Origin of the sequence: Aminobacter sp. Y103A, from assembly GCF_030294925.1 — a bacterium.
Taxonomy (GTDB): Bacteria; Pseudomonadota; Alphaproteobacteria; order Rhizobiales; family Rhizobiaceae; genus Aminobacter; species Aminobacter ciceronei.
Genome location: NZ_AP017988.1, coordinates 132,421 through 153,951, shown reverse-complemented (window position 1 = coordinate 153,951; position 21,531 = coordinate 132,421). Strand labels below are relative to the sequence as shown.

Here is a 21,531-nt window from a genome sequence, read left to right as displayed (position 1 = left end):
GCCGGCGAATTCTCATCCAATTGGGACAACGAGGAATTCAAAAGTGACCATCCAGCAGATTACCATCGCCACCACGATTGCGGCGCCGATCGAGCGCGTCTGGGAGGCCTACACGACACCCGCTGACATCACGCAGTGGAATTTCGCTTCCGACGACTGGTGTTGCCCAAGCGCCGAAGCTGACCTGAGGGTCGGCGGTCGCTACAAGGCGCGCATGGAAGCCAAGGACGGCAGTTTCGGTTTCGATTTCGAGGCAGTGTACGACGAGATCGAACCGTACAAGGCCATCACATTAGCGATGGGCGACAGGCGCAAGGCGCGGACGATCTTTGATGCCACCGAGAATGGCACGAAGGTGACCACGATGTTCGATGCCGAGACGCAGAATTCCATCGAGATGCAGCGCGACGGCTGGCAAGCGATCCTGAACAATTTCCGCAGTTATGTTGAGAAGTGACGCCATCCAGCGTTCGGCCGACCGACGTCATGCCGTGCGCTTCCAGGGATTCCAAGGGTCGTTTATTGCCTTCACGCGTCCCGGGAATGACTGACCGGCATCGTCCCCGATCGAGACGACCGAGGCGCGTTTCTCGCTGGGATCTGGAAAGGTGTTTCACCTGGCAAGCTGTTCTATGAGTTTGCGATTTGGACGACATTTTGGAGATTGGACATATGGCGCTCAAACGGATGGACAATGTAGGAATCGTCGTCGATGACCTCGAAGGGACGATTGATTACTTTCGCGAGCTCGGCCTCGAGCTCGAAGGGCGGGCCATGATCGAAGGAGAATGGGCCGGACGTGTCACTGGACTGGGCGATCAACGGGTCGAGATCGCCATGATGCGCACACCGGACGGCCACAGCCGGCTCGAGCTCTCCCGCTTCCTGGTGCCGGAAGTCGTCGCAGATCACCGCAACGCCCCGGTCAACGCACTTGGCTACCTCCGCGTCATGTTCACCGTGGACGACATCAACGAGACGCTTGAAAGGCTCCACCATCGCGGGGCGCAACTCGTAGGCGAAGTCGTCGAATATAAAGACGCGTATCGGCTCTGCTACATCCGCGGGCCAGGAGGGCTGCTCATCGGGCTCGCCCAAGAACTTAATTAAGCGCAATAGGCAATAACAAAGGCTGCTCTACGAGGGCGGTTGCAGCATGGCAGCTATTCCCTGACCTGGCCGAGGTAGCGGACGATGCGCTTGCGGTTCCGTAGCGAGCGCTCAGGCACAGCCGCTTAGGCCGCGTGCTGCGCCGTCGCTTCGGACCTGGCCAAGGCAATGTGCCGGACGCATATGCGAGCAAAGACTTTGAGGCACGTGGGCGGGCGATTTGCACCGACAGCCATTTCCCGTACGCGCGGGCTGCCTGCATTGTGCTAGGGGGCATTGTGCCAGGGGGCGTTGTGCTAGGGTCGCGGCTTGAAGTCGGCGGCGTCTCTCGAAACGGGGGTTTTACCCGTGCATCGAACGATGGATTATGAACCATTGGAACGCATTCGACGTCTGTTGAGGCGCGCCCGATTTGTTCGCCTCTGATGGGCGTATCGCAGATTCGTCTGGTTTTGGAGACATCGTGCAACAAAGAAGCCGTCGGGAAGCGGCCCCAAGACCGCCTGCCAACAATACGCCCTCATCTAGGCTGTTGGGGCTTCGCCGGCGCCTGAAAGGAGCCATTGCCGGCCGCGACGCAAGGGGGAGCGATTGGGTCTGAACCAGACACCCCCATTCTGCGCAGAACCCCATGGTTGGCATTGTTATCACGGGCTTCCATCTGGGTCTTGGAGGATGCGTCAAATCTTGCTCATCGCATCTTCATCGGTCGCCATCACATAGCTTTGTAGCGTCGGACCAATCGCGCGCACAATTTCCGCCTGGGACAGGTCAACCACAGGAGGCAGCCTAAGGATGTAACGGCACATTGCCAATCCGAGCAATTGGCTGGAGACCAGACCGGCACGCCTGGCTGCTGTCGCGGGATCCCCGACGGATGCCACAACCGGGCGAACTTGCGCGGCGAACACTTCCCGCATTTTTTTCGGCTGCAAACTCGTTCGAGGCCGCCGATCGCAACAACACCGCCATGCCGCAACTGCTCTCCGGCCCCTCCCATAGGTTCAGGAAATGGCGGACCAACGTCTCACCGATAGCTTGACTGTCGACCACCTGTAGCTGGGGGACATTCAGCCTGATCGAGGCAGCGCGGGCAAAGAGCTCCTCCTTGCTGCCAAAATAGCGGATCACCATCGCCGGATCGATCGAAGCCCGGTGCGCCACATCGCGCACCGTCGCGGCCTGATAGCCGAACTCCATAAAAAGTTCGCGGGCTGCCTCGAGGATTGCGGCCCGCGTTCGTTCGGACTTGGTTGGTTTCGCGGTCGGTTTGTTGGCCATGTCATTTATATGCCAACAGCTGTTGACAAATTCAATGGCATTCGTCATAAGTCAACAATCGTTGATAAAAATGATATCCAAGGAGAAATTGAAATGCTCCCCGATCATACGGACATAATCATCGTTGGGGCCGGCCCCACTGGCATGGCACTCTCGATCGCCCTGCACCAGGCTGGCGTCGATCATCTGCTGGTCGACAAGCTCGATCAGGGTCAAAACACATCGCGCGCTGGTGTCATCCATGCACACACTCTTGAGGCGCTAACCCGCTTGGGCGTGACCGACCGGATGGTTGAGCTTGGGATGAAAGTTGAACGGTTCACGGTCAGGGATCGTGACCGCGCACTATTGAACCTACGCTTCGGCAAGCTGCCGACCAATCATCCCTACCTCTTAATGCTGCCTCAGAACTTAACCGAGCAGGTGCTCGCAGAGCGCATCGCGGAGCTCGGCGGGTTTGTGCATCGAGGCTTCACCGCCACCGGCGTGCTCCAGGATGGCGACCAGGCAATTGTAACGCTCAGCAAGAATGGGGTCGAGCACAGGATATCAGCCCGCTACGTGGTTGGCGGCGACGGCGCACACAGCGTTGTGCGACAGGCGACCGGCTTCGATTTCGAAGGCGCGACCTATGAAGGTTCCTTTGTGCTGGCCGATGTGAGTCTGGAGTGGCCGCTGACCGGCAAGGAGGTCTCCCTTTTCTTTTCGCCAGCGGGAATGGTGGTTGTCGCCCCCTTGCCGGACGGGACGTTCCGCGTCGTGGCTACCATGGATGATGCGCCGGAGCAGCCTCAGATCGCTGACATCCAGCGCCTGCTGGACAGCCGCGGCCCAGAACGTGAGCGCGCCAAGGTCACCGCGCTGAACTGGAGTTCGCGTTTCCGGCTGCACCATCGTCTCGCCAGCTCCTATCGAAAGGATCGCTTATTCCTCATGGGCGACGCTGCCCATGTTCACAGCCCCGCCGGTGGCCAAGGCATGAACACTGGCTTGGTGGATGCGGTGGTACTCGGAGAACTGCTCGGCGATGTAATAAACGGCATCCGGGAAGAGGCGGCCCTCGACCTGTACGAAAGACTGCGCCGGCCTGCAGCGGAGAAGGTGCTGAGCATCGCTGGAACAATGACCGGCATGGCGACCACGCGCGGTCCAATAAGGCGCTTTCTTCGTAATATCATGCTGTCGCTTGTGGACCTCAACCCGATTGCCAGGTGGCGCATTCAGATGAACCTGTCGGGCCTGAGCCGTGCCGCTTCGGCCCAACTACCACCGGCGGCTGTCTCTGCCGCGCGTATCGACGACACCGCCGACGCGGCGCGCGTTCGATCGTTCAAAGCCGCGGCTTGAACGCGGCAATCTCCGGCAGAGATGCGATACGCCTCACCAATGCAGTCACCCTGGCGTGTGTATCGCGACGGCTCCAGCGCGTTCATTAATCACGGGCGTCCTGAGGCGCCACACAGGAAGCAGCGCCGGGCAGCTGCCCATGGCAAGCAGAGCGACTGGGCAGCATCCTAAACGGACCACCAGTGTTTGCTGTTGTGCCAAGCAGATGGTGCTCATGTTCACATACAGCAGGTCTATCGCTCCTCGTTTTAGCGGCGATGGTGAGCATCTATACGGGACGTTTCAGATACAACCTGTTGGCGGCCGCGGTTGCAAGGTTGCGGAACCCATGGGTGTTGATCAGATCATATCAGCGCCCAATAATCAGTTAGCGCAATCCGACTGCAATCACGCTATGGCATGTTGCTAAGGTACTCGGCGCGACGCCAGCGGACCTCGTCATCCACACGAACGGCCAAACCTTGCAGGAAGAAGCTGCTGCTGAGCTGAGGCCGACTTACGCATCGCCTCACGTGATCGGCAGCAAATGCGCCTCCATTGCAGCCCATAGATGCCAGCTTTGCCACTTCCATAAGGCGGACATTGCCGCGACCGCTAGACTGTCGAGCCAGAAGCGGTCGTCGAGCGGAACACCCCCGGCGCGCTCGGATAGACTGCATGTGGCAGGATCAGCCAGAGAGCCTGCAAATCACCCGTTGTGGGCCAAGCGGAAGGCAGGCTGACTACGTGGTTCGCGTCCGGGCAAAGTGATAGTCTATTTCGCCGAGGGGTGGCGCGCCGCCGGAGGAGCTTAGCTCTCTTGGTCATGCCCAACAGGGGTCAACGGTATGGTGACGCAGATTTCGAGGCACCCGCTCGTCAGCTTTTTCGCGCTCGCCTTCGCGCTGACATGGCTGTTGTTTCTGCCGTGGATGGCGAGCGGTGGCGAGGGCATACCTTGGTTCACTTTCGGCCCAGCGCTCGCCGGCTTCGCCATCGCGGCGCTAACTGAAGGCTGGGTGGGGGTGAGGCGGATCCTGGCCGCGATCGGGCGTTGGCGGGTGACACCCGTCTGGTACTTGGTGGCGATCGGGCTGCCGCTGGCATTGCAGCTTGCGGCAATGCTCGTAACCCCCATGTTCGGTGCGGCGCCGCCCAATTGGAGCTTGGTCCCACCGTTCGGCGAGATCGTCGCCTGGGTAGCGATTTTCCTGGTGTTCAGCGGCCCGCTCGGTGAGGAGCCGGGCTGGCGCGGTTATGCGCTCCCAAAAATGCTCGAGCGGCAGGGGGCACTGGCGGCGAGCCTAATGTTGGGCGTGCTCTGGGCGACGTGGCACCTGCCGCTCGGGCTGTTGGGTGACCTGACAGTCTACGGTTCGATCCACGCGGTATTCGCCGCAGTAGTATTCACCTGGCTCTGGCAGAACACCGGCAGCGCGCTGTTGGCGATCCTGATGCACGCCTCGCACCAAAATAGCGTGCGCTACCTTGGTCGGGTCTACGAGGGTGCCGACCAGGTGCAGCAGCAGTGGATCGCCGTCGCACTGTGGGCGCTTGTCGCGCTGGCGATCGTCGCAATCCACGGCCGGGAGCGCTTCGCGCCGAAGGCCGCAGCCTGAGGCTGCGCGCGGCAAGATTCGAAGCCGGTCGTTCGTTTCGGAAGCAGGTGGCCGACTAATGGGGTTTATTCACTTTTGAGGTCGGCCAACCGGCGCGCTGGCATTGCGCGGGATTTTCAGCGTATGTGCGGAGACCCAAAAGCGCGTTTCGGTCGTATGCAGGCAGGTAGCCTCGACACCAATGTCGAGTTCTACACCGCGATCCTGCTCGGCGCGCTGAAGATTCCGCGCGAGGCGTTCACACCGGTGCCCGCGGGTCAGCCTATCACGGGCTTCGTTGAACAGCGATGCCCTAAACTCGGTCCAATCCAGTCTTAGTTCGCCGGTCGCCAATTGAAGTGGAGTGACGCTTGCATTATTAGACTAGGTGTCAAAGCGGCCAATTTTGTACACAACTGAGGGTTTCCGTTGGCTAAGTCCGTTCACCAAGTCGGCGGCGAAAGCAATCCGACTCCCGCTGAATTCAAACTTCGACTGAGGCAGCCTCATTTGGAACGCCATTGCTCGGTCCGAAAAACCGTCGAGATCGTTCTCGATAGTTGGACCTTCCTGATCGTCCGGGAAGCCTTCTTTGGCGTGCGCAGCTTCGAAAAGTTCCAGCGCCGTCTTGGCATTCCGCGCCAGACGCTTTCGACGCGGCTGTCGATGCTGACCGACAACGATATTTTCGTCATCGGCGCCAGGCCGGGCGAGCGCGGCAAAAGCTATTTTCTGACCAAGCGTGGCAAGGATCTGTTTTCGACGATGCTGTCGCTGATGGAGTTCGGCGACAAATGGCTGACGCAGGGGGCTGAGCCTCCGCTGAAACTGATCCACACGACATGCGGTCACACTTGCGATCCGGTCACCGTCTGTTCGGAATGCCATGAGCCGATCAAGGCCCGCGAGGTTTCCTTTCGCGACGGCCCGGGCGCCGGCTATTCACCTTACGAGGTAAAGTTGAAAAGCCGCAGGAGCTCCGATCCTGCTCTTCTGGAGAGGGTCAGGCCGTGTTCTGTGGCGCGCAGCCTGCAGATCATCGGCGACCGCTGGAGCTTCCTGATCATTCGTGAGGGTTTTTTCGGCGTTAGGCGGTTCGACGAGATGATCGAGAAGCTCGGCATCGCCACCAATATCCTGACCGATCGCCTGACGCGGCTGGTCGAAAGCGGGGTGTTCCGCAAGGAGCGCTACGGTGCGAATGGCGATCGTTTCGAGTATCGCTTCACCGAAATGGGTCGCGATCTCTACCAGCCGATGATCGTGATGATGCGCTGGGGTGACCGCTGGCTCTCCGACGGCAAGCCGCCTCTGACGCTCAGGCATCGCCTGTGCAATTCGGATTTCGAGCCCTTGGTGGTTTGCAGCCACTGCAAGCAGCCGATCGTGGCGAATGAAACCGACTACGAACTCAGCTACACATTCGAGGAATAGGAGACGCCCTGTTTAAGGGCGTCTGCTCATTCCTTGGGAGATGCCGCAGCGCGCGATGCAAGGCGAGCGCGCAGCTCGCCATAGAGCCCACGCCGCGCCACCATCACGCAGGCGATGAAGACAAGTCCGATGATGAAGGTGATGGGCAGGCCGCTGGTCGAGAGGTAATGCTCCAGGCCGACGACGAAGGTTGCGCCCACGACGGGTCCGATGAGCGTTCCCATGCCGCCGAGCAGGGTCATGAGGATGACCTCTCCCGACATGTGCCAGGTGACGTCCGCGAGCGATGCGAGCTGGAATGCAATTGCCTTGAGCGATCCGGCAAGCCCGGAAAGGGCCGCCGAAAGCGTGTATGCAATCAGTTTGTAGCGTTCGACGTTCAGGCCGAGCGAGGTGGCGCGCTGCTCGTTTTCGCGGATCGCCGCCAATACGTGACCGAATGGGGAGTGCACGGTCCGCCAGATGACGAACAGGCCGAAGGCGGTGAAGCCGAGCACGACATAATACATCGACGTGGTGTCGCCAAGGTTGACGAGGCCGAGGAACGTGCCGCGGGGTACTGCCTGGATGCCGTCCTCGCCGCCGGTGAACGGCATCTGCACGGCCAGGAAGTAGACCATCTGCGCCAGCGCCAGCGTTATCATTGCGAAATAAATGCCGTGCCGGCGGATGGCCAGGGCGCCGAAGAAAAAGCCGAGAACGGTCGAGAATATGACACCGGAGAGGATCGCGAGCTCGAAGGGAAAACCCCACACCTTGGCGGAATGGGCGGCGATATAGGCCGCGCCGCCAAAGAATGCCGCATGGCCGAAGGAGAGCAGGCCGGCATAGCCGAGGACGAGATTGAGCGCCGACGCAAACAGCACGAAACAGAGGATCTTCACCAGGAAGAGCGGATAGACGAAGGACGGGGCGACGAGCGCTGCCGCGATCAGCAGGATAAGGAGCGCGCCCTTCAAGGAGGCGGCGGAGCGGGCCGGAGCTTTTTCGGCAACTGCGAAATTGGCCATGTCTTATCTTTCCCTGCCGAAGAGTCCGGCCGGCCGCACGAGCAGCACGAGCACCATGATGATGAACACCGCTATCGTGGACGCGGATGGAAAAAACACCTTGGTCAGCCCTTCGATGACGCCGAGCCCGAGGCCGGTCACGATGGCGCCGACGATGGACCCCATGCCGCCGATGACCACGACGGCAAAGACGACGATCAGGAGGTTGGACCCCATGCCCGGACTGACCTGATATAACGGCGCCGCGAGAGCGCCGGCAAAGCCAGCGAGACCGACGCAGAAGGCATAGGTCAGCGTCAGGAGCAGCGGGACATTGATCCCGAACGCCTGCACCAGCGACGGATTTTCCGTCGCCGCGCGCAGATATGCACCAAGCCGGGTGCGCTCGATACCGTACCAGGTGACAAAGCAGACCACGACCGAGGCCAGGATCACCCAAGCCCTGTAGGCGGGAAGGAACATGAAGCCGAGATTGTAGCCGCCGCTCAGCGAGAGTGGCAGGGGATAGGCCTTGCCGGCCGAGCCGTAGACATGGCGGAACAGGCCCTCAAGCGCGAGCGCCAGCCCGAATGTGAAAAGCAGGCTGTAGAGGTGGTCCATCCGATAGAGATGGCGAAGGAACAGGCGTTCGACGACGACGCCGAACAAGGCCACCGCCACCGGAGCGATGATCAATCCGGGCCAGTAGCCGACGCCAAGGACGCTTAGCGCGAACCACGCAGCAAAGCCGCCCAGCATGTAGAACGCGCCGTGCGCGAAGTTGATGACATTCAACATGCCGAAAATGATCGCCAGGCCGAGGCTCAGCAAGGCGTAGAACGAACCGTTGATCAGGCCGAGCAGGACTTGGCCGAGCAGCACGGCAACGGGAACGCCGAAGATCTCAGTCATGCCGCAATTCCTTCGAGATGGACAGGGAGGTCATGATCACACTCCGAGATAGATGTTGAGGCGTTCCATATTCGCGTCCAGCGCGTCATTCGCGATCTCATCGACGACGACACCCTGTTCCAAGACGTAGTGACGGTCGGCGATGGAGGCCGCAAACTGCAGGTTTTGCTCGACCAGAACGATGGTGAGACCGCGGGCCTTCAGAATTTTCAGAGCCTCGGCGATCTGATCGACGATGACCGGCGCCAGACCCTCGGTCGGCTCGTCGAGTAGGATGAAGTCTGCGCCCGTGCGCAATATGCGGGCGATGGCGAGCATCTGCTGTTCGCCGCCGGAAAGCCTAGTCCCTGATGTCCGGTCGCGGCCACGCAAATTGGGGAAGAGTTCGTAGATTTCATCGATGCTCATGCCGCCCGGCAGCGACACCGGCGGAAGCATCAGATTCTCGATGACGCTCAGCGAGGAGAAGATGCCGCGTTCTTCCGGCACGTAGCCGATGCCGAGGCGCGATACCTTGTGCGGCGCCAGCGCGAGGATGTCGGCGCCGCCGTAGAGGAGATTGCCGCGCCGCTTCCGCACAACGCCCATGATGGTGCGTAGCGTCGTGGTCTTGCCGGCGCCGTTGCGCCCGAGCAGGGTGACGATCTCGCCCTTGCCGACATGGAAGTTGACGCCATGCAGGACATGGCTTTCGCCGTACCAGCCATGCAGGTCGGATACGCTGAGACGTGAATGCGACTCACCCATGCGCACCTCCCATATAGGCCTTGCGGACTTCGCTGTTGCTGGAAACGTCGGCGTAGCTGCCCTCGGCCAGGACCTCGCCGCGCCGCAGCACGGTGATCGTGTCTGAAAGGTCGGCGACCACGCCGAGATTGTGCTCGACCATGAGGACAGTCCGCGACGCCGCCACCTTGCGAATAAGGTCGGCCGTGCGTCCGATATCCTCACGCCCCATGCCGGCCATCGGTTCGTCCAGCAGCAGGACTTTCGGATCGAGCGCCAGCGTGGTGGCCAGTTCCAGTGCGCGCTTGCGGCCATAGGGCAGCTCTGTGGCTGTCCGGTCGGCGGCATCTGCAAGGCCGACGCTTTCAAGCAGAGCCGTCGCTTCCGGATCGAAGCGCTTCAGTTTCGCTTCCGAGCGCCAGAAGGTGAAGGTGTCGCTTTCGCGCGCCTGCAACGCCACACGAACATTCTCGTGCACGCTGAGGTGTGGAAACACCGAGGAAATCTGGAACGAGCGGATGAGGCCGAGGCGCGAAATACCGGCTGGCCGCATCGAGGTTATGTCGCGGCCCTGGAAGAATATATGGCCGCTGCTCGGCGACAGGAATTTGGTGAGAAGGTTGAACAGCGTGCTCTTGCCGGCGCCGTTCGGCCCGATAAGTGCGTGGATGGTTCCGCCGCGAATCTTCAGATCCACATTGTTGACGGCGACGAATCCGCTGAATTCCCGCGTCAGTCCGCGAGCTTCGATGATGGGTTCAATTTCCGGCACGAGTCCTCCCAACCGGATTGCGTTTTTCTACGCCTGTTTCGCGTCGCCCGGCGTTCCGAATTTTTGGCTGCCGTACTTTTTCGCGCCAGGTGGCTTGACAGTTGTAAAGCACATGCCGTCTAATAATGCAAGTCGATGCCTTTCTTTTCTTGGGAGCGAATGTGCTGCCTGATAAGGCAAGATATGCGCAGGCGTCATTCTGCAACGGCAAGAAAGTCTTGTATCGCAAGTATGCAGCGAGAGAGATCGGCTCCTTGTTGCGATGGTGGAGGAAACGAAATGAGAAGAATGAAAAAACTGATCGGTGTGAGCTTCGCGATGACGCTCGCGGCAAGCACCGCTTTCATGCCGGCCGGGGCGCTGGCGCAGGATGCGAGTGCGGTCAAGGTTGGCGTCCTGACCGACATCAGCGGTCAATTCTCGCATGAATCCGGAGAAGGGGCTGTGACTGCGGTCAAGATGGCCGTCGAGGATTACGGCGGCAAGGTGCTTGGAAAGCCGGTCGAGGTCGTTGTAGCCGACCACCAGAACAAGCCGGAGGTCGCGGTGGCGACTGCCAAGGAATGGTATGAAGCGCAGGGCGTGACGATGATCGCGAACCTGATCAATTCAGGCATCGCACTTGCTGTCGCCCAGGTTGCCAAGGAAGAAAACGGTATCGCAATCGTCAACGGCTCGGGTTCTTCGCGGTTGACCGGCGACGGCTGCACTCCCAACAGCATCCACTACGCCTACGACACCTATGCGCTCGCCAATGGCACGGCCAACGAGTTGATCAAGCAAGGCAAGAAGAACTGGTATTTCCTGACTGCCGACTATGCATTCGGTCATGCGCTCGAAGCCGATGCGACCACCATCGTCAAGGCAAATGGCGGCGAGGTTTCGGGGGCGGTTCGTTACCCCATCGAGACGTCCGACCACAGTGCGTTCATGCTTCAGGCGCAGGCATCGCCCGCCGAGGTGGTTGCGATCGCGGGCTCGGGCACCACCTTCGTCAACGCCGTCAAATCGGCCGGTGAATTCGGTCTCGGCGTTTCCGGCAAGACCATCGCGGGCTTGCTTGTGTGGCTCACCGACGTTCACGCGCTCGGCCTTGAGGCCGCGCAGGGCATGATCCTGACTAACGCCTTCTACTGGGACCGGGACGACGAGACGCGTGCTTTCGCGGCCAAATTCGAAGCGAAGGTCGGCCGCAAGCCGCATATGGGCGACGCCGGCGACTATTCGTCGACCATGCATTATCTCGCGGCGGTCGACGCCGCCGGGACCACCGAAGTGCAGGCTGTGATGGCCAAGATGCGCGAGATGCCGATCAACGACTTCTTCGCCAAGGGCGGAAAGATCCGCGAGGACGGCCGCATGGTGCACGACATGTATGTCTATCAGGTCAAGACGCCCGACCAGTCGAAGGGCGAGTGGGACGTCTACAACCTGGTTTCGGTCATTCCCGGCGACCAGGCATTCCGGCCTCTCTCGGAAAGCACTTGCCCACTCGTCAAGAAATAAACGGCGCATCCTCCCGCGCGCAACGCGACGGCCTTGGCTCGATCTGCCCGGGCCGCCGACACAAGAAAAACGTCAATTCGAAAGGTGATGAGATGGAGCTCCAGGACTCAGTCAGAATCCCCAAGGACCGCGAGACGGTCTGGCGGGCGCTGAATTCTGCCGACGTCTTGCGTCAGGTCATTCCCGGCTGTCAGGAATTGGTACAGGAATCGGCCGACAGCATGACCGGGCAGATCGTCCTCAAGGTCGGGCCGATCAAGGCCAAGTTCAGCGGCGGCGTGACGTTCAGCGACGTTGTGGCGCCTGAAGGCTACACCATCACAGGCGAGGGGAAGGGCGGCATTGCCGGCTTCGCCAAGGGTACGGCGCGGGTCAGGCTGGACGCTGATGGCCCAGATGCAACGGTCCTACACTACGACGTCAACACGGATGTGGGAGGCAAGATCGCCCAACTTGGCGCGCGCCTGCTCGATTCCACCGCCAAGAAGCTTGCCAAGCAGTTTTTCGACGACTTCAACAAGATCGTCAGCGAAGGCGCGACGGCGGGAGCCGCGGCGTGAGCGATATTCTTTGCGCCATCGAGGGCGGCGTCGCGACGGTCAGATTGAACCGGCCTGCACAGCGCAATTCGGTCACCTATGCCATGTGGCGCGAAATCGGCGACATCTTCACCAAGCTCGATCATGATCGCTCCGTTCGGTCAGTCATCTTCACCGGCGCAGGTTCCGACTTTTCCGCTGGAGCCGACATAGGCGAGTTCGCTTCGACACGCGACGACAAGGCCCAGAGCGTCGCCTACGAGGAGGCGGTGGATTATGGCTGTGCGGTGATCGCCCATATGGGCAAGCCGGTCATCGCGGTTACATCAGGCTATTGCCTCGGCGGCGGCGCGCATCTGGCGATGTCGTGCGACTTCCGCTTCGCCCATGACAAGGCGATCTTCGGCATTCCGGCGGCCAGGCTGTCGATCATCTATGGCGTGCAGGCAACCCGCAAGCTGGCGGCGCTTGTCGGCCTGACCCAGGCCAAGCGCATCCTTTATTCCGCCGAACGGTTCGATGCGGCCAAAGCCCTGACAATCGGGTTCGTCGATGACGTATCGAGCGATCCGATGGCTGCAGCGCTGGATTATGCACGAAAGCTCGCAGACAGCGCGCCGCTGACGATCGCCGGCGCGAAATACATCCTGAACGGATCGGCATTCGGGACCTTCGATGAAGCGGAGGCCAACCGCCGCATCGATTTCGCCAGCGCCAGCAGCGACTACCGCGAGGGTCGCGCGGCCTTCGCCGAAAAGCGTGCTCCGCAGTTCACCGGCAAATGAAGCGGATATTGATGAGATGAAGCCGGCAGCTTTCGAATATCTTGCAGCCAAAACGCTGGACGAGGCGTTGAGCGCGCTTGCCAGCGGCGGCGACGCCAAGGTTATTGCCGGGGGGCAAAGCCTTGTTCCCATGATGAATTTCCGACTTGTGCAGCCTGAGTTTCTGGTCGACATAAACAGCATTCCTGAGCTCTCGGAAATCGAGGAGCGGGACGGAGGCCTGAAGTTAGGCGCGTTGGTGCGTCATGCGCAGTCCCTGAAGTCCCCTGAGGCCTTGCGGCATTTCCCAATCATCGCCGAGACGGTGCAGCATGTCGCGCATGTCGCCATCCGCAATCGCGGCACGATCGGGGGCAGCCTCGTCCATGCCGATCCCGCCGCCGAATGGCCGCTTCTGGTCACGCTGCTCGACGCCGAACTGGAAATACACGGACCTGACGGATTGCGTCGCGTCGCGCCGGACGAGTTCTTCATCGCACCGCTCATGACCGGGCTGGAGGATGGCGAGATTCTGACGGCAGTGCATCTTCCCTATCTTCCGGAGGGCACGGGAACCGCCTTCGAAGAGGTTTCCCAGCGTGCAGGCGATTTCGCGATCGTGTCGGCAGGCGCTATCATTGCGCTGAAAGACGGCATCGTTGCCGAGGCGCGCCTGGCGCTCGGCGGAGTGGCGGACACCGCCATCCGCGCGCGCGCGGCGGAGGAGCATCTTCTTGGCAAGACGCTCACGACGGAGTTGATGGCGCGGGCGTCGCAGCTCGCCGCCGAGGGACTTGAACCGAACGCCGATCTTCATGCCTCGTCCGAATACAGGCTCCATCTCATCCCGATCGTGGCCAGGCGGGTACTCGAACGAGCGTCGCGTCGCGCCGAAGGAGGCATTTCTTGAGCGGCAAGGTGGATATCGAACTGGCCGTCAATGGCGAAGCCGTCTTCGAGGCGGTCGAGCCGCGCACGCTCTTGTCGGATTTCCTGCGCGACACGCTCGGGTTGACCGGCACGCATGTCGGCTGCGAGCACGGAATCTGCGGCGCATGCACCGTCAGGGTAAACGGTTCAACCGCCCGCTCATGCCTAATGTTCGCAGTCCAGGCGAACGGCGCGACAATCGAGACTGTCGAGGGGCTGGGGAGCGTCGCCAAGCTTCACCGCATCCAGGAAGCTTTCCGAAAGCACCACGCGCTGCAGTGCGGCTTCTGCACGTCGGGGTTCCTGATGACTGTTCGAGACCTTCTCGAAAGCCATCCGCTGAAGACTGACGACGACATCCGGGACGGGCTGTCCGGCAATATCTGCCGCTGCACGGGATATGACCACATCGTCAAGGCGGTGCGGGAACTGGCGGACGAGCGTGACGGAGTTGCCTCATGAAGATGCATGCCTTGAGCGGGGGACGTCTCCGGATGAAAAATCGTATCTATGTCCCGGATGCCGATCGCGACGAGACAATCGAGTTGCCGGTGTCCGCGTATCTCTTCCGCCACGCTTCCGGCAATGTCCTGTTCGACACTGGCTGCCATCCGTCGGTCGAAACCGACGCTGAAGCGCGTTGGGGCGGACTGGCCAAGGTGATGACGCCGATCGGCGCGCCCAAATCAGACGTCGTCTCCAGCCTCGGTGCGATCGGCCTTTCCCCCGAGGATATCGACCTCGTGGTGAACTCGCATTTCCACCCCGACCATTGCGGCTGCAACGCGTTTTTTCGCAACGCGACCTTCATCTGCCATGAGGCGGAACTTTCCTCGGCGAAGTCGGCGGATGCTGCCGCGCAAGGATACCTGCCTGCCGAATGGGATCATCCGATGCCGGTCGAAACGGTTGCCGGCAGCCACGACATTTTCGGCGACGACAAGTTGGTGACGATTGCCTTGCCTGGCCACACGGCCGGCATGATCGGATTGCGCGCGGCTCTCGAAAAGAGCGGGGAGTTTCTCCTTGCCTCGGACGCGGTCAGCCTGAAACGGAACCTCGACAATGACGAAGTCCCGCGCAACGCCTGGAACGCCGATCTCCTGTTGAGCTCCTATGCGGAAATCCGCCGGATTGAGAAAGCCGGTGCGACGGTCCTGTGCGGCCACGACGACCAGCAGTGGCAGTCCTTGAGAAAAGGGGCCGATGCCTATGAATGACGTAGTGGACCATCGTCCAGGCGTTTCGCAGGACCATGCAGGTCCGGGCGATGACGCGCTCTCGACCTCCCGCCCGAAATATGTCGGCCAGCCGGTGCAGCGGCTCGAAGACCCGCGACTGTTGACGGGCGCTGGACGATATGTCGGCGACATCAGGCTGGATCGAATGGTGCATGCCGCGTTCCTGCGCAGCGACCAGTCGCATGCACGGATCGTTTCCATCAATGCCGACGCCGCCAAGGAAATCCCCGGGGTCCTCGGCGTCTTCACGGCGGCAGACTTCAGCGAGATCGCACCTGTCGTCGCCACCTCGAGAATGGCGAACTACCATGCGACGGCCAATCCAGCGCTGGCGATCGACAAGGTTCGCTATGTCGGCGAGCCGGTTGCGGTGGTCGTTGCCAAAAGTCGCTACGTTGCGGAAGACGCGATGGCGCTCATTGAAATCGAATATGAGCAACTGGAGGTCGTGATCGACCCTGAGGCTGCTGCAGCATCTCAAACAGCACTGCTTCATCCCGAATTCGGAACCAATGTCATCTTTGAACGCCTGTTCAAGACAGGTGAGGCAGAGGAAATGCTTGCCGCGGCTCCGTTGACCGTGAAGGGACGGTTCCGGTTTCATCGCAAGTCCCCCCTGTCCATGGAGAACCGGTCGTATCTGGCCGACTACGATCGCGGACGCGATGCATTGACGCTCTACTCGTCGACGCAGATTCCCGGGATCATACGCGATCTCTTGTCGACGCTGCTCGCAATGCCCGGAAAGCTGCGCGTTGTCGCTCCGGACGTTGGCGGCGGATTTGGCGGCAAAGGCTCGCTCTATCAGGAAGAGATCATCGTGTCGGCCCTGGCGCGCAAGCTTGGGCGTCCGGTGAAATATGTCAGCGATCGCATGGAGGATCTTGCCTCCACCAGCCAGGGTTTCGACGAACTGGTCACTGCGGAACTTGGCTTTGACGAAACCGGTCGCTTCCTGGCGCTCAACGCCGAGGTTCTGGGCGATATCGGCGCCTACTCGATCTTCCCCTGGACGGCCGCGCTCGAGCCGGTTCAGGTGGTCAGCTTCCTGCCCGGCGCATACAAGATTCCGCACTATCGTGGGCGCGTTCGCGGCGTGGCGACCTCCAAAGCCCCGACCGGACCGTATCGCGGGGTCGGCCGTCCGACCTCGGTCTTCGTGCTTGAACGGCTTGTCGATATGGCGGCCAAGAAACTCGGGATGGACCCGAAGACAATCCGCGCCCGAAACCTGGTGGGACCGGATGAATTTCCCCATCGCATTGGATCGGGCATCATCTGGGAAAGATCCGGGTTCACGGAATGCCTCGACAAAGCGTGCGAGGTGGTTGGCTACGAAGCTCTTCGCGAGAAGCAGCAGGCAGCCCGGAAAGCCGGGCGCTGGATGGGGATCGGCATCGCAAGCTATGCGGAACTGACCGGCATCGGCTCGCGCATTTCAGTGGCGCCGGGAATGCCGATCAACACCGGCAATGAATCCGCGACGGTCCGCATTGATTCGACCGGTGCGGTGACGGCCATCTTCGGAGTGGCCTCGCATGGGCAGAGCCTGGAGACCACGCTTGCGCAGATCGTCGCCGAGGAACTTGGGGTTCGGCCGCAGGATGTCGAGATCGTGCATGGCGACAGCGCCGCGACTGCCCACGGTACGGGTACCTATGCCAGTCGCAGCGCCGTAATCGGAGGCGGCGCCGCGATCCTGACGGCGAGGGTGCTCCGCGACAAGGTGAAGCGTGTCGCCTCCCATCTGCTCGAAGCTTCGGTCGAGGACATCGAAACGGGCGACGGGCGGATTTTTGTCCGCGGCACGGATCATCAGATCAGTTTTGCCGAACTGGCGCGCGCCGTATATTCGGACATGAAGACCCTGCCGCTGGACAAGCGCGAAAAGCTCGAAGCAAGCGAAAGTTTCGATCCCTATCTGGGCACGACGACCACGGCCACGCATATCGCAGTCGTCGAGGTGGACCCGGAGACCTATACCGTGAAGCTGCAGCGGTTCGTGGTCGCGGAAGACTGCGGCCGCATGATCAACCCGCTGGTCGTCGACGGACAGGTGCATGGTGGCGTCGCCCAGGGGATTGGTGCGGCGCTTCTCGAAGAGCTTGTCTATGACGGCCAGGGGCAACTGCTGACTGCGAGCCTCGTCGATTACATGGCGCCGACGGCTGTCGAAGTGCCGGACATCGAGGTCGCCCATCTGGAAACCGTCAATCCGGACAATCCGGGAGGGTTTCGTGGCATGGGCGAGGGTGGAACGATCGGCGCTCCGGCGGCAATTGCGAACGCCATCGCCGATGCGCTGTCGCACGCAGATGTCGAGATTTCGGAACTGCCCGTTACGCCGGAACGTCTGTTCCGCCTGATCGGCGCGGCCACACAGAATTCAAGCAAGGAGAATTGACATGGATTTCGGTTTGAAGGGGAAGGTCGCCCTGGTGACTGGCGGCGGCCGCGACGTCGGCGGTGACATCGCGCGTGCGCTTGCAGCCGAAGGCGCAAAGGTCGCGGTCAACTACAACCGCTCCGAAAGCGAGGCGGCAAGCGTCGTCGACAGCATCATCGCAACTGGCGGCGAAGCGCGCGCCTACAAGGCCGACGTCAGCGACAATGCGCAGGTTACCGCGATGACCGACGCGATTGTCGCCGATTGGGGCCGTATCGACATATTGGTCAACAATGCCGGCTATGTGAAATACCAGAAATTCGTCGAGTCCACGCCGGCCGACTGGAAGGCCCAGATCGATGTCTGCCTTTACGGTGCGCTCAACTGCTGTCACGCGGTTGCGCCGCACATGATCCGCCAGAATGGAGGCCGCATACTCAGCCTTGTCGGCGACAGCTCGCGCATCGGCGAGGCGAATCTGGCACTTGCCGCGGCGGCCCGCGGCGGCACGATTGCGCTCGGCAAGTCGCTCGCTCGCGAACTCGGCCGCAACAACGTCACGGTGAACGCGATTTCACTGGGCCTCGTCGAGACCGCGCATTCCGATATGGATTTCCTCGAGAAGAACCGCGAGAAGATCGTCAAGGCCTATCCGTTGCGCCGCATAGGCAAGCCGGAAGACATCGCGCCGATGGTCACGTTCCTGGCCTCTGACGCGGCATCCTGGGTGACCGGCCAGGTTATCAGCGTCAACGGCGGATTCAGCATGGTCTGATCCCCCTGGGGGATTAAGTCGATTGGGAGAAAGCGATGATCAGAACCGATCTCATAGCCCCCGTGGCCGAGCTCCTCGAGCGGCAAGCGAGCCGCTTTCCGGACAAGGTTGCGTTCGCGGACGCAGCTAAGACGCTCACCTATCGCGAACTGGACAGGGCGGTCGGAAATCTTGCCACTCAGCTGCGCGCCCGCGGGGTGAGCGAGGGCAAGACCGTTGCGCTGTGGTTGCCAAATTCGGTGGATTGGGTTGTCACATGCCTGGCGACTGTTCGCGCCGGCGGCGTTTCGGTTCCGATCAGCTTCGAGGCAACGCAGGGCGAGGTTGCCTATCGACTTGAAGATTCCGGAGCGGACGTCATCGTGACCAGCCCCGCCCGCAGCGAACTGCTGGCAAGGATATCTGCGGGCGGTCCCAATCCGACCGTCGTTCTTCTGACCGGCGAAGGCGTGGCGCAACATGGCGCGCTTTCCTTCGCCGAACTCTGTGCGGTGGCCGCATCGGGCATCCAATTGGAAGCCGACGACATCGACCGCGCTTCCTATATCATCTACACCTCGGGGACGACGGGCCGCGCCAAGGGCGTTCTCTTGACCACCCGCAGCATGCTTTGGGTGACCGCGGCCTGCTGGGCGCCGATCCTCGGCCTTGGCGAAGAAGACAGGGTGCTGTCGGCGCTGCCGTTGTTCCATTCCTATGCTCTCAACATTGCCGTGCTCGGCATCCTCGCGACAGGCGCGAGCGAATTTCTGATGGAGAAGTTTTCCACGCAGGGCGCGATGGACCTGCTCGAAAAGGGAAGTTTCACAATAGTGCCCGGCGTGCCGACCATGTTCCACTATCTGATGCAGGCCGCACAGGCATCCGGCGCCAAGCCGTTTGCGGGCGTGCGCCGCTGCGTTTCGGCCGGCGCGATCATGCCGGGCACCCTCAATCATGAATTCGAAGACTATTTCGGCATCGAACTGCTCGACGGCTATGGCATCACCGAGACGTCCACCATGGTGACCATGAACTGGCCCGGCAAGTATCGTGTTCCCGGCTCCTGCGGGTTGCCCGTGCCGGGGCTTGCCGTGCGCATCATCAGCCCTGCCACTGGGCTGGACGTTGTCACCGGCGAAGAGGGGGAACTGATCTGCCGAGGCCCGAACCTGATGATCGGCTATCACAACAAGCCACAGGAAACCGAAGCGGCGCTGAAGAACGGCTGGTATCACACCGGCGATCTCGCGCGCAGCGACAAGAGCGGTTTCCTCACGATCACCGGAAGGCTGAAGGAGATCATCATCCGCGGTGGTCAGAACATTGCGCCGGGGGAGGTGGAGGAGGCGATCCTGCCGCTCGAAGGGGTGAAGGATTGCGCGGTGGTCGGCATGTCTCACGCAACGCTGGGCGAGGTGCCTGTCGCTTTCGTGGTGGCCAGGGAGGGCCTTGCTCTTGAGGGCGAGGCCGTCATCGCCCACTGCAGGACGATCCTGTCAAGCTACAAGGTTCCGGCCTCCGTTCACATCATCGCTGAAATACCGCGCACTGGGTCGGGCAAGGTCATGCGTTTCAAATTGCGTGATCTGATCGAAAAGCCAGTCGTTTCGGCCGCCTGACCGTAGAGGAATTCGCCAATGCAAGCCTTCACCTTCAATACGACGCCCTCGATCGTCTTCGAAGCCGGTTGCGCCAAACGCTTCGGCGCGATCGCGGGCAAGCGGCTGGGCCCGACGGTGCTGTTCGTGACCGATCCCGGCCTGCGCAAGCTCGGCCTTTGCGACGCGGCCATCGCCTCGCTGGAAAGCGTCGGAGCGTCGGTTGCGATTTTCGATTCCGTCGAAGCCGATCCTTCGCTGGCGACTGTGATGAAGGCGGTGCAAGCTGGTCGTTCAGCAGGAGCTACCGGCGTCGCCGGCTTCGGCGGCGGCTCGTCGCTCGACGTGGCGAAGGTGGCCGCCCTTCTTCTGGGCTCTGACGAAGACATCGACGGCGCCTGGGGCGTGGCGCAGGCGAGAGGACCGCGCCTGCCTCTGGTGCTGGCGCCCACGACGGCAGGAACAGGCTCGGAAGTCACGCCGGTTTCGATCATTACAGTCGGTGAAGAGGAGAAGCGCGGCGTGTCCAGCGCGATCATCCTGCCAGACATTGCGGTGCTCGATCCGGAACTGACGCTGGGCCTGCCGCCGGCAATCACCGCCGCCACCGGCGTCGACGCGATGGTGCACGCCATCGAAGCTTATGCCTCGAAAAACGCCAACAACAATCCGCTGTCGAAGATGCTGACCAGACAGGCGCTGCAACTCATCGGCGCCAACATCGAAAAAGCGGTGCTTGATGGCAAGGATGTCGAGGCGAGGGGGGCGATGTTGCTCGGCTCCATGCTCGCCGGCCAGGCCTTCGCCAATTCGCCGGTGGCCGCCGTCCATGCGCTTGCCTATCCGATCGGCGGGACATTCCATGTCCCGCACGGCCTCTCGAATGCGCTGGTCCTGCCGCATGTCCTGCGCTTCAACGCGCCCGACGCCGCCCACCTCTACGCCGAGATCGCTGCGGACGCTTTCCCACGTCTCGCGCGGGAGGAGGGTGTCCAGGGACGCTGCGCGGCGTTCATCGAGGAACTGGCCTCGCTGTCGAAACGACTTGGACTACAGCCGCGCCTGCGTGATGTCGGCATCGGCGAAGAGCATCTGGAAAAGATGGCGGCGGACGCGATGAAGCAGCAGCGACTGCTGGTCAACAATCCGCGCAATGTCGCCGAGCCGGATGCGCTCGCAATCTACCGCGCGGCCTGGTGAGACGATGAGCGACCGGCCTTCACCCTCGTCGCGCAATGCATACAAGGCGTTTCGCACCATCACCACGCGCTGGATGGACAACGACATTTACGGCCACATGAACAATGTGGTGCATTATTCACTGTTCGACACAGCGGTGAATGGTTGGCTGATCGACGAGGGCGTGCTGGACATCCATGGCGGCGACCAGGTCGGGCTCGTCGTCGAAACCGGGTGCCGCTATTTTTCTGAACTCGCTTTCCCCGACACGGTGATGGCCGGTATCCGCGTCGCCAAGCTCGGAACGTCCTCCGCTCGCTATGAGGTTGGCCTGTTTCGGAACGAGGAAGAGGCACCCGCAGCCGAAGGCTTCTTCGTCCACGTCTATGTCGATCGCGAGACACGCCGTCCGAAGCCGCTCAACACTCGGCTGCGGACCGCTCTATCAGCGATTGCGGCTACATAGCGACACGCGTTGCTGGC

The 21,531-nt window shown here is 61.4% G+C and carries 22 protein-coding genes; 16 read left to right on the top strand and 6 right to left on the bottom strand.

Annotated elements, in window-relative coordinates:
* The first annotated feature begins 43 nt into the window (after window positions 1–43).
* Together Amn_RS30665 and Amn_RS30660 are read left to right on the top strand one after the other, a co-directional pair.
* On the top strand, window positions 44–457 hold the full coding sequence (locus Amn_RS30665; RefSeq protein ID WP_286299107.1) for an SRPBCC family protein: 414 nt from the start codon (window positions 44–46) through the stop codon (window positions 455–457).
* A 215-nt stretch (window positions 458–672) separates the two neighbouring features.
* Window positions 673–1,110 (top strand): VOC family protein, encoded by a 438-nt coding sequence (locus Amn_RS30660; protein WP_286299104.1) that lies wholly within the window; start codon window positions 673–675, stop codon window positions 1,108–1,110.
* Between the two features lie 680 nt (window positions 1,111–1,790).
* On the opposite strand, the gene Amn_RS32675 is transcribed toward Amn_RS30660, so the two are convergent.
* On the bottom strand, window positions 1,791–1,994 hold the full coding sequence (locus tag Amn_RS32675; protein WP_353622443.1) for a TetR/AcrR family transcriptional regulator: 204 nt from the start codon (window positions 1,992–1,994) through the stop codon (window positions 1,791–1,793).
* The gene (locus Amn_RS30655) at window positions 1,900–2,391 is read right to left on the bottom strand and encodes a TetR/AcrR family transcriptional regulator (protein WP_353622442.1); all 492 of its coding nucleotides are present in this window, start codon (window positions 2,389–2,391) and stop codon (window positions 1,900–1,902) included. The genes Amn_RS32675 and Amn_RS30655 overlap by 95 nt, the downstream gene beginning before the upstream one ends.
* A gap of 9 nt (window positions 2,392–2,400) precedes the next feature.
* Between Amn_RS30655 and Amn_RS30650 the strand changes: the two genes are divergently transcribed.
* The 3 genes from Amn_RS30650 to Amn_RS30640 all read left to right on the top strand — a co-directional run bounded on the left by Amn_RS30650 (window position 2,401) and on the right by Amn_RS30640 (window position 6,749).
* On the top strand, window positions 2,401–3,738 hold the full coding sequence (locus Amn_RS30650; RefSeq protein WP_286299611.1) for an FAD-dependent oxidoreductase: 1,338 nt from the start codon (window positions 2,401–2,403) through the stop codon (window positions 3,736–3,738).
* A gap of 827 nt (window positions 3,739–4,565) precedes the next feature.
* Window positions 4,566–5,336: a CPBP family intramembrane glutamic endopeptidase gene (locus Amn_RS30645; protein ID WP_286299608.1), complete on the top strand. Its 771-nt coding sequence runs from the start codon at window positions 4,566–4,568 to the stop codon at window positions 5,334–5,336.
* Between the two features lie 489 nt (window positions 5,337–5,825).
* Window positions 5,826–6,749, top strand: a complete 924-nt coding sequence (locus Amn_RS30640) for a winged helix-turn-helix transcriptional regulator (protein WP_286299605.1) — start codon at window positions 5,826–5,828, stop codon at window positions 6,747–6,749.
* 26 nt (window positions 6,750–6,775) lie between these two features.
* Here Amn_RS30640 and Amn_RS30635 read toward each other — a convergent pair whose 3' ends face one another.
* Genes Amn_RS30635 through Amn_RS30620 form a run of 4 tightly spaced genes read right to left on the bottom strand, consistent with a single transcriptional unit; the run spans window position 6,776 to window position 10,148 of the window.
* Complete coding sequence (locus Amn_RS30635) at window positions 6,776–7,759, bottom strand: branched-chain amino acid ABC transporter permease (RefSeq protein WP_286299602.1); 984 nt, start codon at window positions 7,757–7,759, stop codon at window positions 6,776–6,778.
* Window positions 7,760–7,762: 3 nt separating this feature from the next.
* The gene (locus tag Amn_RS30630; RefSeq protein ID WP_286299598.1) at window positions 7,763–8,650 is read right to left on the bottom strand and encodes a branched-chain amino acid ABC transporter permease; all 888 of its coding nucleotides are present in this window, start codon (window positions 8,648–8,650) and stop codon (window positions 7,763–7,765) included.
* Window positions 8,651–8,686: 36 nt separating this feature from the next.
* Entirely contained in the window at window positions 8,687–9,397 is a 711-nt protein-coding gene (locus tag Amn_RS30625; RefSeq protein WP_286299595.1) for an ABC transporter ATP-binding protein, read from the bottom strand.
* Window positions 9,390–10,148: an ABC transporter ATP-binding protein gene (locus Amn_RS30620; RefSeq protein WP_286299593.1), complete on the bottom strand. Its 759-nt coding sequence runs from the start codon at window positions 10,146–10,148 to the stop codon at window positions 9,390–9,392. Before Amn_RS30620 ends, Amn_RS30625 begins: the two co-directional genes overlap by 8 nt.
* 345 nt (window positions 10,149–10,493) lie before the next feature.
* Here Amn_RS30620 and Amn_RS30615 point away from each other — a divergent pair, with 345 nt between their 5' ends.
* The 11 genes from Amn_RS30615 (at window position 10,494) to Amn_RS30565 (ending at window position 21,514) form a co-directional block, all read left to right on the top strand.
* Window positions 10,494–11,654, top strand: a complete 1,161-nt coding sequence (locus tag Amn_RS30615) for an ABC transporter substrate-binding protein (RefSeq protein ID WP_286299635.1) — start codon at window positions 10,494–10,496, stop codon at window positions 11,652–11,654.
* 92 nt (window positions 11,655–11,746) lie between these two features.
* Window positions 11,747–12,214, top strand: a complete 468-nt coding sequence (locus Amn_RS30610) for an SRPBCC family protein (RefSeq protein WP_286299590.1) — start codon at window positions 11,747–11,749, stop codon at window positions 12,212–12,214.
* Complete coding sequence (locus tag Amn_RS30605) at window positions 12,211–12,978, top strand: enoyl-CoA hydratase/isomerase family protein (protein WP_286299588.1); 768 nt, start codon at window positions 12,211–12,213, stop codon at window positions 12,976–12,978. Before Amn_RS30610 ends, Amn_RS30605 begins: the two co-directional genes overlap by 4 nt.
* 16 nt (window positions 12,979–12,994) lie before the next feature.
* Window positions 12,995–13,867 (top strand): FAD binding domain-containing protein, encoded by an 873-nt coding sequence (locus Amn_RS30600; RefSeq protein ID WP_286299585.1) that lies wholly within the window; start codon window positions 12,995–12,997, stop codon window positions 13,865–13,867.
* A complete protein-coding gene (locus tag Amn_RS30595) occupies window positions 13,864–14,349 on the top strand; it encodes a (2Fe-2S)-binding protein (protein ID WP_286299583.1) in 486 nt (161 codons plus the stop codon). Before Amn_RS30600 ends, Amn_RS30595 begins: the two co-directional genes overlap by 4 nt.
* Window positions 14,346–15,107, top strand: coding sequence for an N-acyl homoserine lactonase family protein (locus Amn_RS30590; protein WP_286299579.1), 762 nt, complete (start codon window positions 14,346–14,348; stop codon window positions 15,105–15,107). The genes Amn_RS30595 and Amn_RS30590 overlap by 4 nt, the downstream gene beginning before the upstream one ends.
* Entirely contained in the window at window positions 15,100–17,532 is a 2,433-nt protein-coding gene (locus tag Amn_RS30585; protein WP_286299577.1) for a xanthine dehydrogenase family protein molybdopterin-binding subunit, read from the top strand. Before Amn_RS30590 ends, Amn_RS30585 begins: the two co-directional genes overlap by 8 nt.
* A gap of 1 nt (window position 17,533) precedes the next feature.
* Window positions 17,534–18,289 carry an SDR family NAD(P)-dependent oxidoreductase gene (locus Amn_RS30580; protein WP_286299575.1) on the top strand — a complete coding sequence of 252 codons (756 nt, stop codon included), beginning with the start codon at window positions 17,534–17,536 and terminating at the stop codon, window positions 18,287–18,289.
* A gap of 35 nt (window positions 18,290–18,324) precedes the next feature.
* A complete protein-coding gene (locus Amn_RS30575) occupies window positions 18,325–19,890 on the top strand; it encodes a class I adenylate-forming enzyme family protein (RefSeq protein WP_286299570.1) in 1,566 nt (521 codons plus the stop codon).
* An 18-nt stretch (window positions 19,891–19,908) separates the two neighbouring features.
* A complete protein-coding gene (locus tag Amn_RS30570) occupies window positions 19,909–21,069 on the top strand; it encodes an iron-containing alcohol dehydrogenase (RefSeq protein ID WP_286299568.1) in 1,161 nt (386 codons plus the stop codon).
* 4 nt (window positions 21,070–21,073) lie between these two features.
* Window positions 21,074–21,514, top strand: a complete 441-nt coding sequence (locus Amn_RS30565; protein WP_286299566.1) for an acyl-CoA thioesterase — start codon at window positions 21,074–21,076, stop codon at window positions 21,512–21,514.
* Window positions 21,515–21,531: the final 17 nt, after the last annotated feature.